Annotated in this window: 14 protein-coding genes; all 14 read left to right on the top strand. The window is 63.2% G+C overall.

Annotated features, from left to right (window positions below; all coding sequences use genetic code 11):
- The first annotated feature begins 103 nt into the window (after nucleotides 1-103).
- The 14 genes from ACEW7X_RS09845 (at nucleotide 104) to ACEW7X_RS09780 (ending at nucleotide 15,443) form a co-directional block, all read left to right on the top strand.
- Complete coding sequence (locus tag ACEW7X_RS09845; RefSeq protein WP_253595435.1) at nucleotides 104-631, top strand: MarR family winged helix-turn-helix transcriptional regulator; 528 nt, start codon at nucleotides 104-106, stop codon at nucleotides 629-631.
- Between the two features lie 32 nt (nucleotides 632-663).
- Nucleotides 664-1,119, top strand: coding sequence for an acyl-CoA thioesterase (locus ACEW7X_RS09840; RefSeq protein ID WP_420177149.1), 456 nt, complete (start codon nucleotides 664-666; stop codon nucleotides 1,117-1,119).
- 154 nt (nucleotides 1,120-1,273) lie between these two features.
- Nucleotides 1,274-3,601 (top strand): bifunctional salicylyl-CoA 5-hydroxylase/oxidoreductase, encoded by a 2,328-nt coding sequence (locus ACEW7X_RS09835; RefSeq protein ID WP_420177148.1) that lies wholly within the window; start codon nucleotides 1,274-1,276, stop codon nucleotides 3,599-3,601.
- A 67-nt stretch (nucleotides 3,602-3,668) separates the two neighbouring features.
- The gene (locus tag ACEW7X_RS09830; RefSeq protein WP_068369872.1) at nucleotides 3,669-4,802 is read left to right on the top strand and encodes a cupin domain-containing protein; all 1,134 of its coding nucleotides are present in this window, start codon (nucleotides 3,669-3,671) and stop codon (nucleotides 4,800-4,802) included.
- Between the two features lie 152 nt (nucleotides 4,803-4,954).
- Complete coding sequence (locus ACEW7X_RS09825; protein ID WP_253595431.1) at nucleotides 4,955-5,878, top strand: fumarylacetoacetate hydrolase family protein; 924 nt, start codon at nucleotides 4,955-4,957, stop codon at nucleotides 5,876-5,878.
- Between the two features lie 18 nt (nucleotides 5,879-5,896).
- Entirely contained in the window at nucleotides 5,897-6,916 is a 1,020-nt protein-coding gene (locus ACEW7X_RS09820) for a carbon-nitrogen hydrolase family protein (protein WP_068369866.1), read from the top strand.
- Nucleotides 6,917-6,922: 6 nt separating this feature from the next.
- Nucleotides 6,923-7,681: an Asp/Glu racemase gene (locus tag ACEW7X_RS09815; RefSeq protein WP_127774495.1), complete on the top strand. Its 759-nt coding sequence runs from the start codon at nucleotides 6,923-6,925 to the stop codon at nucleotides 7,679-7,681.
- 130 nt (nucleotides 7,682-7,811) lie between these two features.
- Nucleotides 7,812-8,603, top strand: a complete 792-nt coding sequence (locus ACEW7X_RS09810; protein ID WP_068369859.1) for a cyclase family protein — start codon at nucleotides 7,812-7,814, stop codon at nucleotides 8,601-8,603.
- Between the two features lie 496 nt (nucleotides 8,604-9,099).
- Nucleotides 9,100-10,077, top strand: a complete 978-nt coding sequence (locus ACEW7X_RS09805) for a PDR/VanB family oxidoreductase (protein ID WP_240733220.1) — start codon at nucleotides 9,100-9,102, stop codon at nucleotides 10,075-10,077.
- A gap of 88 nt (nucleotides 10,078-10,165) precedes the next feature.
- A complete protein-coding gene (locus tag ACEW7X_RS09800) occupies nucleotides 10,166-11,596 on the top strand; it encodes an aromatic ring-hydroxylating dioxygenase subunit alpha (protein ID WP_238591341.1) in 1,431 nt (476 codons plus the stop codon).
- Complete coding sequence (locus ACEW7X_RS09795) at nucleotides 11,593-12,069, top strand: aromatic-ring-hydroxylating dioxygenase subunit beta (protein WP_127774492.1); 477 nt, start codon at nucleotides 11,593-11,595, stop codon at nucleotides 12,067-12,069. The genes ACEW7X_RS09800 and ACEW7X_RS09795 overlap by 4 nt, the downstream gene beginning before the upstream one ends.
- Before the next feature lie 10 nt (nucleotides 12,070-12,079).
- Complete coding sequence (locus ACEW7X_RS09790; RefSeq protein ID WP_083969541.1) at nucleotides 12,080-13,774, top strand: AMP-binding protein; 1,695 nt, start codon at nucleotides 12,080-12,082, stop codon at nucleotides 13,772-13,774.
- Entirely contained in the window at nucleotides 13,771-14,979 is a 1,209-nt protein-coding gene (locus ACEW7X_RS09785; protein ID WP_130487450.1) for a thiolase family protein, read from the top strand. Before ACEW7X_RS09790 ends, ACEW7X_RS09785 begins: the two co-directional genes overlap by 4 nt.
- The gene (locus ACEW7X_RS09780; protein ID WP_068369848.1) at nucleotides 14,976-15,443 is read left to right on the top strand and encodes a Zn-ribbon domain-containing OB-fold protein; all 468 of its coding nucleotides are present in this window, start codon (nucleotides 14,976-14,978) and stop codon (nucleotides 15,441-15,443) included. Before ACEW7X_RS09785 ends, ACEW7X_RS09780 begins: the two co-directional genes overlap by 4 nt.
- The last annotated feature ends 9 nt before the right edge of the window (nucleotides 15,444-15,452 follow it).

Below are 15,452 nucleotides of genomic sequence, written 5' to 3'. Positions count from 1 at the left end.
CCAGGACATTCCGCCCGCGCCGGGACAGTTATCGGCAAGCGTGCCCAGCGCCAGGCAAGGCCGGCGCCGTGCACGGATAGCCAAACAGCAGGAAGAAATCACCATGGAGCACAAGGACAGTTCGCACGCATTGCTGCACGAGGCCCAGGAGCTGGGTTACGAAGGGCGTGTGCGTTCTCAGGATCCGGCCAGTCTCAAACTGTGGCTGCGGATGATGGCCTGCACCAAGCAGGTGGAGGACGAAATCCGCCGCCGCCTGCGCTTGAACTTTGATATTTCCCTGGCGCGTTTCGACTATATGGCGCAGCTGTATCGCTATCCGGACGGACTGAAGATGGGCGAACTGTCGCGCTATCTAATGGTTACCGGCGGCAATATCACGGGGCTGACCGACGAGTTGTCGCGCGAGGGCTTGGTCTCTCGTGCCAGCAGCCCAACTGACCGGCGCGCCTGGATACTGAGGTTGACGCCCGAGGGACGCAGCAGTTTCGAGGTCATGGCAAAAGCCCATGCGGGCTGGGTGACCGAAATGTTTTCCGGGCTGGAGCCCGAGGCGGTACGTCAGCTGCATCAGCATCTGGGCGCCTTGCGGGTCCACCTGGTCAATCTGGCGACCGGCCAGCAGGGCTGAGCCGGTATCGCAAATTTCATGACAGGTGGCAGATGACTGATACAACTGTATTCCAGCGCCCGCACCGCATCCGGTTCTCCGAATGCGATCCGGCGGGCATCGTGTTCTATCCGCAGTATTTCGTGATGTTCAACGATCTGCTCGAAGCCTGGGTGGACGCCATCACGACCGGCGGTTTTCACGACATGATAGGTAGGCAGCAGGTGGGAATGCCGACCGTGCATCTGGAGGCCGATTTCAAGGCAATCAGCCGCATGGGCGATGACGTGGTTCTGAGCCTGGCGGTGGAGCACATGGGCAGCCGTTCGCTGCGGTTGGTGCTACGCTGCGTTGGTGACGATGGCGTGCTGCGCATGCAGGTCAATCAGGTCATCGTGACGACCTCGCTGGTGACGCACAAGGCTATCCAGATTCCCGATGCGTTGAGGCAGGCCATGCAGGCTTATGTGCTGCCCCAGGAAGTGGTGGCCGGCGAAGGCGCCGCCTAGGGAAAAGGAGCATATACGAGGCAATTTTTTTGCCCATATACTTTATAAATAAAATATTCAGCAATAAAAATAATCACGCGGTAGTTTTTCTGATCCGGCTGGCGGCGGCGCAAAAATGGGCGGCGGCGGGTGCGGAAAAGGTGTGGAGAGAGCCATGAAGATTGTATGTATGGGTGGCGGGCCGTCCGGCCTGTATTTCGGATTGCTGATGAAGCTGCAGAATCCGTCCAACGAAGTGATCGTGGTGGAGCGCAACCGCCCCTACGATACCTTTGGCTGGGGCGTGGTGTTCTCTGACGCCACCATGGAGAATCTGCGCATTGCCGATCCGGTGTCGGCCAAGACCATCGGCGACGCTTTCAACCATTGGGACGACATCGAGATCCATTTCAAGGGCCGCGCCTTGCGCAGCGGCGGTCATGGATTCATCGGTATCGGCCGCAAGAAACTGCTGAACATCCTGCAGGCGCGCTGTGAAGAAGTCGGGGTCGAGCTGGTGTTCGAAACCCAGGTAACCGACGACCAGGACCTGGCTCGCCAGTACGGCGCCGACCTCGTGATCGCTTGCGACGGCATCAACAGCATCGTGCGCAAGCGCTACGAGCTGACTTTCCAGCCTGATATCGACCAGCGCAACTGCCGCTTCGTCTGGCTGGGTACGCACAAGGTGTTCGACGCCTTCAATTTCATTTTCGTGGAAAACGAGCACGGCTGGTTCCAGGCACACGCCTATCGCTTCGAAGACGGTACCTCCACGTTCATCGTGGAAACGCCGGAAGAAACCTGGCAGAAGGCTGGCATCGGCGAAATGAGCCAGGAAGAGGGCATTGCCTACTGCGAAAAGCTGTTCGAGCCCTACCTGGACGGCCACGGCCTGATCAGCAACGCGACTCACCTGCGTGGTTCCGCCATCTGGATCCGTTTCCCGCGCGTCATCTGCCGCAATTGGGTGCAGTGGACCGAGCCGGAGCCCGGCCGCCGTGTGCCGGTGGTGCTGATGGGCGATGCCGCGCATACCGCGCACTTCTCCATCGGTTCGGGCACCAAGCTGGCGCTGGAAGACGCCATCGACCTGGCGCAACGCCTGCGCGACAAGCCGCTGGAAGCGGCCTTGCAGGATTACGAGGCGCTGCGTGGCGTGGAAGTGCTGAAAATCCAGAACGCCGCGCGCAATTCCACCGAGTGGTTTGAAAACGTGTCCCGCTATGCCGGTCTGGAACCGGAACAGTTCGCCTATTCGCTGTTGACGCGTTCGCAACGCCTGTCGCACGAGAACCTGCGGCTGCGCGACCCGGCCTGGCTGGAGGGCTACGAGGCCTGGCTGGCCACGCAGGCCGGCAGCGCACCGGCGGCCGACGGCAAGGCGCCGATGCCTGTTTTCACGCCATACCGCGTGCGCGGTGTGACCTTGCCCAATCGCATGGTGTTCTCGCCCACGCTGACCTATTCCTGCGTGAACGGCGAAGGCATGCCGAATGATTTCCACCTGACGCATCTGGGGGCACGTGCCCTGGGCGGCATTGGCCTGGTCATGACGGAAATGGCCGCTGTGACGCCCGATGGCCGCATTACGCCGGCATGCCCCGGCCTCTGGAGTGATGAGCAGGCGGGCGCCTGGAAGCGCATTACGGATTTCGTGCATCAGCATACCGGCAGCCGCATCGGCGTGCAGATCGGGCATGCCGGCCGCCGTGGCGCCACCCAGGCCGACCCGCGCCAGTCCGACCAACCGCTGGCCGAAGGCGCCTGGCCGCTGGTGTCGGCTTCCGCGCTGGCTTACCAGCCGGGACGCACCCAGGTGCCGCAGGCGCTGGATCGCGACGGCATGAAAGCGGTGACGGCTGCTTTTGTCGCGGCGACGCAGCGCGCGGCACAGGCCGGGTTTGACTGGCTGGAGCTGCAGGCGGGCCACGGCTTCCTGCTGTCGAGCTTCATTTCGCCGCTGACCAACCAGCGGGACGACGAATTCGGCGGTGCGCTGGAAAACCGCATGCGCTTCCCGCTCGAAGTGGTGCGTGCCGTACGTGCGGCCTGGCCCAAGGACCTGCCCCTGTCGGTGCGGATTTCCGCGACTGATTGGGCCGAAGGCGGCACGACGGTAGACGACGCCGTCGCCATCGCCCGCATGCTGCGCGAAGCTGGTGTGGATGTCGTGGATTGTTCCAGTGGGGAAGTCACGCCGAACCAGAAGCCGGTTTACGGCCGCATGTTCCAGACGCCGTTTGCGGATCGCATCCGCAACGAAGCGGGCATTGCCGCCATTGCCGTGGGCAATATCAGCGAGCTGGACCAGGCCAACGGCGTGATTGCCTCGGGGCGAGCCGACCTGTGCGCGCTGTCGCGGCCGCTGCTGGCCGACCCGCACTGGCTGCTGCGCGAAGCGGCGCAGCTGGGCAGCAAGGATGCCCCGTGGCCGGCAGCGTACTTCTGGGGGCAGGACTGGCAGGAACGGCAGGGCAAGCGCGGCGCCATCGCGGCATAAGGGCGTTGCTGGGTGAGTCCCGGGCCAGGCGCAGCGGCCGGCCCGGAGTCAGGCAAAGGAAAACATCATGAGCAATACAAGTTACGACACTTATCGCGAGAACGTGGCTGGCCGTGCGGATGTGGAAGATACGCCGGAGCTGGTGGCCTACTACAAAGACCTGGACCGCCTGAAGGCAGGCGCGCTCTGGACCGTGGCCAACAAGATCGAGCCGTGGCAGCCCAAATCGGATTCCGTGCCGGTGCTGTGGCGCTACCGCGAGCTGCGCGATCACGTGCTGCGCTCGGTTTCGCTGGTCACGCCGGAAAAAGCCGGCCGCCGCGTCATCTACCTGAACAACCCCGGCCGCCAGGAAGTCTCGGCCGCCGTGGGCTGGCTGTACTCCGGCCTGCAGGTCATGCACCCCGGCGAGGCAGCTTCGGCTCACGCGCACTCGTCGTCGGCGCTGCGCTTCATCATGGAAGGGCGGGGCGCCTACACCATTGTCGACGGTCACAAGATGACGCTGGGCGCCAATGATTTCGTGCTGACGCCCAATGGTACCTGGCATGAACATGGCGTCGAGGCCGACGGTCTGCCCTGCATCTGGCAGGACGGCCTGGATATTCCGCTGGTCAACGCGCTGGAAGCCGGTTTCTACGCCGTGCACCCGGACCTGAGCCAGGCGGTGGGTTACCCGGTGGATGATTCCGTGTCCATCTGGGGCGCTGCCGGGCTGCGCCCGCAGAATGTGGGCTGGAGCAAGCCGTACTCACCGCTCTTCAAGTATCAGTGGGAGCCGACCTACGAAGCGCTGCGCAAGCTGTCGGGGGCGCGCGAGGACAATCCTTTCGATGGCGCGCTGATGCACTACACCAATCCGGTCAGTGGCGGTCATGTCATGGCGACCATCGGCGCCAGCATGCAATTGCTGCGCCCGGGCTTCGAAGGCAAGGCTCATCGCCACACCGGCAGCTTCCTGTACCAGGTGGCCAAGGGCAAGGGCTATTCCATCATCAATGGCCAGCGTTTCGACTGGCAGGAACGGGACATCTTCTGCGTTCCGTCCTGGGCCTGGCACGAACACGTCAATGCCTCGCAAAGCGAAGATGCCTGCCTGTTCTGCTTCAACGACCTGCCGGTCATGGAAAAGCTCGGCCTGTATCGCGAAGAAGCGCTGGCCGACAACGGCGGCCATCAGCCGGTCCTGTCGCAGGAATAATGCCGCAGCCCGGTGTGCGCTGGGCCACCGGGCCGCTTTCAATCACACCGCCGGGCAGCCATCAAGGCTTGCACGGTCCAGCAGTGCCGCCGGCAACGGCGGCGGGAATCTAGGCCGCAGCGCATCGTCGCGGCCCATTACGGAGAAAAGAAATGCGTCTTGTCACTTACCGCACCGAACCGGCAGCCGCCGGACGCCTGGGCGCCATCGTCGGCGATCTGGTGGTTGATCTGGAACTGTTCGGCGACGTCGCCGGCCAGCCCCTGCCCGACAACATGCTGGACTTCATCGACCTGGGCCCGTCGGCCGTCAAGCTCACCAGCCAGCTGCTGGCCGAGATGGAAGGTGAATTCCCCGTGGGCGTGGCGCTGCCGCTGGCCAACGTCAAGCTGCTGGCGCCGATTCCGCGCCCCCGCAAGAACATCTTCGGCATCGGCCTGAATTACGTCGAGCACGTGGCCGAATCCAGCCGTACCCTGGATACCTCCAAGGAACTGCCCAAGGAACCGGTGATTTTCTCCAAGCCGCCCACGAGCATCATCGGGCCGGGGGATGCCATCGAGCACAACAAGAAGATTACCCAGCAACTGGACTGGGAAGTGGAGTTGGCGGCCATCATCGGCACCCGCGCCACCCGAGTGAAAAAGGAAGATGCGCTGAAGTACGTGTTCGGCTACAGCGTGATGATCGACGTCAGCGCACGCGATTGCCGCCGCGCAGGCCAGTGGATCTATTCCAAGGGTCAGGACACCTATGCGCCCTTCGGACCGGTCATCGTCACTGCCGATGAAATCCCTGATCCCCACGTGCTGGACCTGAGCCTGACGCTCAATGGTGTGACCAAGCAATCGTCCAACACGCGCCACATGCTGTTCAAGGTGGATACCCTGATTGCCGATATCAGCGCAGCCATTACGCTGGAGCCGGGCGACATCATCGCCACCGGCACGCCCGAAGGCGTGGGCGCCGGCCGTTCGCCGCAGGAATGGATGTGGCCGGGCGATGTGGTGCATGCCGTGGTCGAAGGCATCGGCGAATTGCGCCATCCCGTGGTTGACGCCACGCCGTTGGACTAACAGGGAAAGAGGCCTGTCATGTTGAATCTTCCCCGTTTCAAGGCAGCTGCCGTGCAGGCGGCGCCGGTTTTTCTCGATACCGATGCGACGGTCGACAAGGTTTGCGCGCTGATCCGCGAAGCCGCGGACAATGGCGCCAAGCTGGTTGCCTTCCCGGAAGTCTTCGTGGCAGGCTACCCCTATTGGAGCTGGATCATGAATCCGGTGGAGGGCAGCCCCTGGTTCGAGAAACTGGTGCGCTCCTCCATTGAGATTCCCGGCCCGGAGATCGCCAAGATCGCTCAGGCTGCGGCACGCCATGACATCAATGTCGTGATCGGCGTCAACGAGCGTTCGCGCTACGGCATCGGCACGATCTACAACACGGTTGTCACCATCAGCAATGAAGGCCGCATCCTGGGGCGCCACCGCAAGTTGGTGCCAACCTGGGCGGAAAAGCTGACCTGGGCGCCGGGCGACGGTTCCGCCTTGCGCGTGCATCAGACCAACATCGGCCCGCTGGGCGCGCTGGCCTGCGGCGAGAACACCAATACGCTGGCGCGCTTTGCGCTGCTGGCGCAAGGCGAACTGGTACACGTGGCCAGCTATATCGCCTTGCCGGTGGCACCGGCGGACTATGACATGGCCGAAGCCATCAAGGTCCGCGCAGCCGCGCATTGCTTCGAAGGCAAGCTGTTCACCATTGTGTCCTGCTCGACGGTGTCCGAGGAAATCATTGCCGCCATGGAAGCCACGCATCCGCAGGCGCGTGAGTTGCTGAGCCGCCGCAACAGCGCCTTCTCCGGCTTCCTGGGCCCGGACGGGCGAGTGATTGGCCAGCCGCTGATCGACGATGAAGGCATCGTATATGCGGAGCTGGACCTGTCGCGTTGCATCCAGCCGCGCCAGATGCACGACATTACCGGCCACTACAACCGCTTCGATGTGTTCGACCTGCGCGTCAACCGGCGTCCGCTGGAAGCCGCCCAGTTCAACGATGGCGGCGCGCCGCTTCCCGAATTTGACCTCGAGCCGGTGCGTCCCGGCGAGGCGGAGTAAAGCAATATGAGCAATCAGATGAATTATCGCATCGGCCAGATCGTCCCGTCGTCGAATACGACGATGGAAACCGAGATCCCAGCCATCCTGCGCGCGCGCGAACTGGTGGCGCCGGAGCGCTTCACCTTCCATTCGAGCCGTATGCGCATGAAGCATGTGACCAAGGAAGAGCTGAGCAAGATGGACGGCGACAGCGACCGTTGCGCATTGGAACTGTCCGACGCCAGGGTGGATGTGCTGGGCTACGCCTGCCTGGTCGCCATTATGAGCATGGGGCGCGGCTACCATCGCGTGTCTGAGCAGCGACTGCACCAGCGCACCGTGGAAAACGGCGGGCCGGCGCCGGTGGTGACCAGCGCCGGTGCGCTGGTGGACGGCCTGCATGCGATAGGCGCGAAGAAAGTCTCCATCCTGGCGCCCTACATGAAGCCGCTGACGGCGCTGGTCATCGACTACATCGAAAACGAAGGCATAGAGGTCGTCGACAGCATTTCGCTGGAAATCCCCGACAATCTGGAAGTCGGCCGCCAGGACCCGCGCGCGCCCATCGAAATCACCAAGAAACTCAATACCCAGGGCGTGGACGCGGTCATTGCGTCGGCCTGCGTGCAGATGCCTTCGCTGGCCTCGATTCAGGCGATCGAGGACCGCGTCGGCCTGCCGGTGCTGTCGTCGTCGGTGGCAACCACCTACATGATGCTCAAGCGTCTGGGCCTGGATACCTCGGTGCCGGGCTTCGGATCGCTGCTGTCGGGCAAGTACTGACGCAGGCTGCGCCACCCGCCTTGCCCGGCCGGTGGCGTGGCCCGGTCCGCCCGGTGCCGCCGGGCGGGCTGTCTGCAGAACACAAGCGGCAGCTCCAATGACGGGCGCCGCAAAATAGGAGGAGCAAGACATGGCTGGAGAACAAGTTCTGGGTAACCTGGTGCAGGCGTTGGCAGGTGGCAGCGTGCGCATCGTCGACCTCACACAGGTGCTGTCGCCGCGCTTTCCTGCGCTGCAGCTGCCGCCGCAATTCGGCCAGACCGCCGGCTTCAGCATCGAGCGCATCAGCCGCTACGATGAAAACGGCCCGGGCTGGTACTGGAACAACTTCACCTGTGGTGAACATACCGGTACCCATTTCGATGCGCCCGCGCACTGGATCACCGGCAAGGACCACCCCTGCAATACTGTCGATACGATCCCCGCTGAAAATTTTGTGCGTCCGGCAGTGGTCATTGATGCGAGCGCGCAGGTAGCGCAGGATGCAGACTGGCTGCTGACACCTGAATTCCTGGAAGCGTGGGAAAGCCAGCATGGGCGCATCCCCGAAGGGGCCTGGGTGCTGTTCCGTACGGATTGGTCATTGCGCGCCGATGATGCCGAGGCCTTCCTGGGGATGCGTGAAGATGGCGCCCATACGCCCGGCCCATCGCAGGCGGCGGTTGAGTGGATGATTCATCAGCGCAAGGTGCATGGCTTTGGCGTGGAAACCATCAATACCGACGCCGGACAATCCTATGCCTGGCCCGTGCCGTATCCCTGCCATACCCTGATGCATGGCGCTAACCGCTATGGTCTGCAGTGCCTGAAAAACCTGGATAAGCTGCCGCCGCAAGGCGCGGTGATCCTGTCGGCGCCGCTGAAGATCGAAGGCGGCTCCGGCAGCCCGCTGCGCGTGCTGGCGCTGGTGCCCGAAGCATAAATATATTGCTGCGCACCGGCTGGCAGGCCGGGCGTGGTGTGGGGAACCCTCTCGGGTCTCGGGAGGGGTATTGACCACACGCCTAAGCGCAAGCCCTGGACTTTAGTCCGGGGTCAAGCGTGGCGGTATTTATCAGGTGCCGCAGGCACCCTCGTAGGGTGGCGGAGAGGCTTCGGCCTTCAGGCCGAAGTTCTTCATAGCAGCACCCGGGGTTCCGGGTGCTGCTTTTTTTTGCCTGGACGGCGGGCAGCCAGCGGGAAACCGGCTGCGCGGGTAATGAATGCAGACGAATACAGGGCAGGGCGTCTGTCCCTGGCCAGTTTTGTCAATTACTATACTTTTCACGTTTTTCTTCAAGCATTCGGAGAGAAATTTTTCCATCAGTACATACGCTTAATGGTTTCCTACCATTTTCAGTGGAATATGTTTATAAATAAACTATTCATCACTGATATAAGTCCTTGGCGCTGGCGCTTTGGGGCGCTGCACGTAGGAGATGATGATGGAAATTCTGGATCTGGTTGTCAGCGACACCAGGCAATTGACCCCCCTGGTGCGGCAGATCACGCTGCGTTCAGTGGACGGCGCCGCCTTGCCAGCAGCCCAGGCAGGGGCGCACCTGAAGATCGCGATTCCCGGACTGGACGAGCCGCGCTGCTATTCGCTGGTGCTGGCCGGAGAAGAATCCTGTACGGATGATGGGCCGCAGCAGGCGTACTGCCTCGGGGTGCGCCTGGAGTCGGACAGCAGTGGGGGCTCGCGCTTCATGCACGCCCTGAAAATGGGGGATCGCGTACAGGCCAGTGTGCCGCGCAATGATTTTCCCTTGCAGGAACATGCAGGCCAGGCCGTGCTGATTGCCGGTGGTATCGGCATTACCCCCATTCTCAGCATGGCAGTCGCATTGCGTTGTGCAGGCCGCCCGTTCCAGACCCACTACTGCGCCAGCAGCCGCGAGCACATGGCATTCCTGCCCGAGCTGCAGGCCGTGGCTGGCGATGGCTTGGTCCTGCACCCGGCCGATGAACCCAGCGGCCGCCTGGACCTGTCGCAGCTCATGGCCAGCGTGCCGCGCGACAGCCATCTTTATGTGTGCGGCCCGCGCCGCATGCTGGACGCCTTGCTGGAGCACGGCAAGGAACTGGCCTGGCCGGCCTGCCAGCTGCACTTCGAATTGTTCGAGACGGCAACCCCGCAGGAAGGCGACCAGGCGTTTGAAATCGAGTTGCGGCAATCGGGCATGGTTCTGCAGGTGCCTGCCGACCGCACGATTGCAGATGTGCTCGAAGAAGCCGGCTGCGATCCCATGTACGACTGCAAGCGGGGTGAGTGCGGCGTGTGTTCGGTCGATGTGCTCGACGGCACCCCCGATCATCGCGACTACTTCCTGTCCGACTCCGAAAAGGCGGCAGGCAAGGTGATCCAGATCTGTATTTCACGCTCGAAAAGCCCGCGGCTGGTGCTCGATCTCTGAGCCGCTGCGCAAAGTACGCCTGGCGCCTGGCGGCACTGGCAAGGATACCGGCCCGGCCAGGCAACAGGATAACGATAGGGAGACTGATATGACGATGGAAGCGCAGTCAGCGGTAGCAACGGCGCCCCACGCGGCACCTGGCGCCTGTGGAACGGCGATCCGCCAGCCCGGCGAAGCCGGCGGGGTATCTGCCGGCAAGTACCGCAACAACCCCGCCGCAATACGCGCCCTGGTGCGCGACACGGAGGTCCACAAGGATTTGTACGTCGACCCGGAGCTGTTCGAGCTGGAGATGCGCCATCTCTTTGCCAATACCTGGGTGTATGTCGGCCATGCCAGCCAGGTGCCGAACAAGGGCGACTATTACACCACTACGGTGGGTACTGAGCCCGTCATCATGGTGCGTCACACCGATGACAGCATCAAGGTGCTCTATAACCGCTGCCCGCACAAGGGCGTGAAGATCGCAGCCGAGGCCTGTGGCAATACCGGGAAATTCTTCCGCTGTCCGTATCACGCCTGGACTTTCCGTACCGACGGCCGGCTGCTTGCGATTCCGCTCAAGAAGGGCTACGAGAACACCGGCTTTGAAAACAGCGAAGCGACCCGGGGCATGGCGCCGGTCGGAGCGGTGGAGGTCTATCGTGATTTTGTGTTCTGCCGCCTGAATCCCGAAGGCGACGATTTCCAGAGTTTCTTCGGCGAATCGCTGTCCACGCTGGACAACATGGTGGACCGCTCGCCGGAGGGCCGCCTGGAAGTGGCTGGCGGCGTGGTGCGCTACATGCATCACTGCAACTGGAAGATGCTGGTAGACAACCAGACGGACACCTGTCACCCGATGGTCGCGCACGAATCCTCGGCGGGAACGGCAGTCAAGGTCTGGAACGAGGCACCGGAAGGCACGCCCAAGCCCATGGCGGTAGAGCTGTTCGCGCCCTTCATGTCGCCCTATGAGTTTTTCGAAGGCATGGGCATCCGGGTCTGGCAGAACGGCCATGGGCACACCGGTGTGGCGGATTCCATTCATGCGGCCTACTCGGAAATCCCGGAATACTGGGACCGCATGGTGGCGGCCTATGGCGAGCAACGAGCCAAGGAAATCCTGGGCGACGTGCGTCACAACACGGTTTATTTCCCGCACATCATGGTGAAGGGCCCGATCCAGACCCTGCGTATCTTCAAGCCGGTGGCCGTGGACAAGACACTGGTCGAATCCTGGACTTTCCGGCTGGTGGGCGCGCCGGACAAATTGCTGGAACGCACGCTCATGTACAACCGGCTGATCAATGCACCGACCTCGGTGGTGGGCCATGACGACCTGGAAATGTACGAACGCGCCCAGGAAGGCCTGCAATCGCGTGGCCGCGACTGGATGAACGTCGGGCGCCTGTATGAAGCGGGCGAGGAAGACCGGACCAACGTCGTGACCAACGGCACCAATGAAATGCAGATGCGCGCCCAGTTCAGGGCCTGGTTGCGCTACATGCTGGCTGACATGCAAGGAGAACAGGCATGAGCGTGACCAAGGACGAGTTGGCGGATTTCGTGTACGCCGAGGCGCGCATGCTGGACGAACAGCGCTTCGAGGAATGGCTGGCGCTGTTCACGGACGATGGCCGCTACTGGATGCCGCTCAGTCACGGCCAGACTGATCCGGTGCTGGAGAACTCGTTGATGTACGAAGACGGCCTGTTGCTGCGCATCCGCGTCGAGCGCCTGGCAGGGCAGCGCACATTCTCGCAGCAGCCCAAGAGCCGTTGCCATCACCTGTTGCAAAGGCCGGAGGTAGAGCAGCACGGCGAGCAAGGCGAGCACGTGGTACGCACCGCCTTCCATTACACGGAAACCCGGCAGGACCAGCAGACCATGTATGTCGGCTGGACCCGCCACCATCTGGTGGAAACGCCGGATGGCCTGCGCATCCGCCTGAAACGCGTCGACCTGCTGAACTGCGACGCGCCCTTCAGCAATATCCAGCTCTTCATGTAACGAGGCTACGATGAGCAAAAGCCAAAGTTCCCCCCAGGAGCGGCCTGCCGCTGATCCCTTGTCCCATCCGGCGCAGGCGCCATCGGTCTATGAGGCCTTCGCCCGTACCGCTGCCCGCTGGCGTCAGCGGCCTTTTCTGTGCGTTCTGCCGGAAACCGCTGCTATCTATGGCGACGCGGCCGGTGAATGGAGCTATGCCCAGGTGCTGGCGGAAGTCGATGCCCTGGCGCAAGCCTATGCGCGGGCCGGCTACGGTCATGGTCACCGGGTCGGCCTGCTACTGGAAAACCGCCGGGTCTTTTTTTCGCACTGGTTTGCACTTAACCGCTTGGGCGTCTCGGTTGTGCCCATCAGCGCGGAGATGCGCGCGTCGGAACTGGAATACCTGATCGGCCATTCCGAACTGATCTTGGCAGTCTCCCTGGCGGGGCGTCATGCGGACCTGCGGGCGGCGGCAGAGCGCGTCGGCCGCCCGCTGGCGGTCATGACGGCCGATGAGACGCCACCTGCCGCCTTGATGCCGGCACCGGCCAGTGGCGAGCCGGACCTGCGCACTGAATGCGCCTTGCTTTATACCTCGGGCACGACCGGGCGCCCCAAGGGCTGCATGTTGTCGAACCGCTATTTCCTGCGTGCCGGGCAGTGGTATGCCGAACTGGATGGGCTGGTATCCCTGAAGCCGGGAGCGGAGCGCATGCTTACACCCTTGCCGCTCAACCACATGAATGCCATGGCGACCTCGGCGATGGCTATGGTCATGACGGGCGGCTGTCTCATTGCCCTGGACCGCTTCCATCCGCGCAGCTGGTGGCAAAGCGTGCGCGAGTCCGGCGCCACCGTGGTGCATTATCTGGGCGTCATGCCGGCGATCCTGATGAAAGCGCCGGAGGAAGCCAGCGATACCCGTCATGCCGTGCGTTTCGGTTTTGGCGCTGGTGTTGATGGCAAGCTGCATGCGCCATTTGAAGCACGCTTCGGCTTTCCGCTGCTGGAAGCCTGGGCCATGACGGAAACCGGTGCAGGCGCGGTAGTGATCGCCAACCACGAACCCAGGCATGTGGGCACGCATTGTTTCGGCAAGGAAAGCGCTGCCATGCAAGTGCGCCTGGTGGCCGACGACGGCAGCGATGCGGTGCCGGGCATGCCGGGTGAACTGTGGGTGCGCAGCAGCGGGCCAGACGCTCGCGATGGGTTTTTCAGCGCTTACTGGAAAGACCCGCAGGCGACCGAAGAAGCCTGGCAGGGCGGCTGGTTTCATACCGGGGATATCGTCAGCCGGGGCGAGGATGGCCAACTGCATTTCGTAGACCGCAAGAAGAACGTGATCCGACGCAGCGGCGAAAACATTTCCGCCGTGGATGTCGAAACCGTGCTGTTGCAGCATCCTGCAGTGAAATCGGTAGCGGTCGCGGCTGTGCCAGACGACGTACGTGGCGACGAAGTGCTGGCGCTGGTGGTGCCGCATGCCATGGCGGCAGATACCTCGGCCAGGCAGGCGGCTGCGGTCGAACTGGTGCAATGGGCGCTGGGCCAAATGGCGTACTACAAGGTGCCGGGCTACGTGGCCTGGGTGGATGCCTTGCCCCTGACGGCCACCAACAAGATCCAGCGCGGCGAAATCCGGGAGCTGGCCCGCCGCCTGATGGCCGAGGCAGATGCCGTAACCGATACCCGTGCCATGAAAAAGCGGCAGGAGGCAGCATGACGGTACAAGCGGATGCCGGGCCTGCCAGGGCAGGCGGCAGGCAGCAGGGCTACGACGGCGTGGCTGTCGTGGTGCCGGTGACGGTGCCGTACCAGCGTTTCTCCGGGCAAACAGCGCACTGGTGGCTGGGGCAGGCCCTGCGCCAGCTTTTGCAGGGTGCCGGTGTGGACAAGTGCGAGGTGGACGGCCTGTGCGTTTCCAGCTTTACGCTGGGCAGTGATACTGCCGTGGGGCTGGTGCAGCATTTCGGCCTGTCACCGCGCTTCCTGGAGCATATTCCCATGGGCGGGGCCAGCGGCGTGGTGGCCTTGCGGCGCGCGGCGCGCGCGATCCAGGCGGGAGATGCGCAAGTCGTGGCGTGCATTGCCGGCGATACCAACCAGGCCGGTTCGTTCCAGGAAACCATCAGCCAGTTCTCGCGCTTCAGCCAGGACGCGGTACTGCCTTATGGCGCGGGCGGGCCGAATGCCAGCTTTGCCTTGCTGACGGATCACTACATGCGCCGCTATGGCGCGCGCCGCGAGGATTTCGGACGCCTGTGCGTGGCACAGCGCGACAACGCCTTGCGCAATCCGCATGCCTTGATGAAAAAACCTTTGAGCCTTCAGCAATATATGGAGGCCCGCCCGATTGCAGACCCCATTCACCTGTTCGATTGCGTGATGCCGTGCGCTGGCGCCGAAGGCTACCTGGTCATGAGCGCAGACCGCGCCCGTCAGCTGGGCCTGCCCGCAGCGCGCATCCTGGCAACCCAGGAACGCCATAACGCCTTTCCTGAAGACGATATCCAGTATCGCGGCGGTTGGGCGATGGATCGCGAGGCGTTCTATGCCCAGGCCGGCGTGGGGCCGGACGCAGCCGATTTTTTCGAGGCCTACGACGATTACCCGGTGATCAACTTCATGCAGCTGGAAGACCTGGGTTTTTGCGCCAAGGGCGAAGCGGCGGCGTTCGTGCGCCGCAATGATTTCACCATCAGTGGCAGTTTGCCGTTCAACACGTCGGGCGGTCAGCTTTCTGCCGGCCAGGCCGGGGCAGCAGGGGGATATCTGGGCCTGGTGCAGGCGCTGCGGCAACTGACGGGCCAGGCTGGCGCCATGCAGGTAGCGCAGGCCCGTATCGGGCTGGTTTCCGGCTTCGGCATGATCAATTACGACCGTGGTCTGTGCACGGCGGCAGCCATGCTGCAAAGGGAGAAGGCATGAGCCAGGACACGAACACGCCCCAATGGGATGCGGCTCGCTGGCCGGCGCAGCCGCTGGATGCGCCGGCAGAACAATTGCCGCCACGCCTGCGCAGCGGTGCGGGATTGGCGTTGGCCAGCGGCGAGGGGCTGGGCCGCCTGCGCCTGCAGGTTTGCCAAGGCTGCGGACAGACGCAGTATCCGCCACGCGACGTCTGCGTCCATTGCCTGGACGACGCCCTGGATTGGCAGGATGTGCCGCAAGGTGCGCGGCTGGTGGCCAGCACCACGCTGCATCACAGTCATTTCCCGTATTTCCAGGCGCGTCTGCCCTGGCGTATCGCCACCGTGCGGCTGGATTGCGGACCGGTGGCTGTCATCCATCTGGGCGACGGCTGCCGGGGGGAACCGGGAGAGCGCCTGAGTGTGACCTTGCGGCGCGATGGCGGCGGCATGGCCGTGTTGTTCGGCCAGCCGGAAGAGTGAGTGGCAAAC

This window comes from Kerstersia gyiorum, from assembly GCF_048595715.1.
Classification (GTDB): domain Bacteria; phylum Pseudomonadota; class Gammaproteobacteria; order Burkholderiales; family Burkholderiaceae_B; genus Kerstersia; species Kerstersia gyiorum.
Note: the sequence above shows the minus strand (reverse complement) of the source record. Positions and strands in the feature narration are given on the sequence as shown.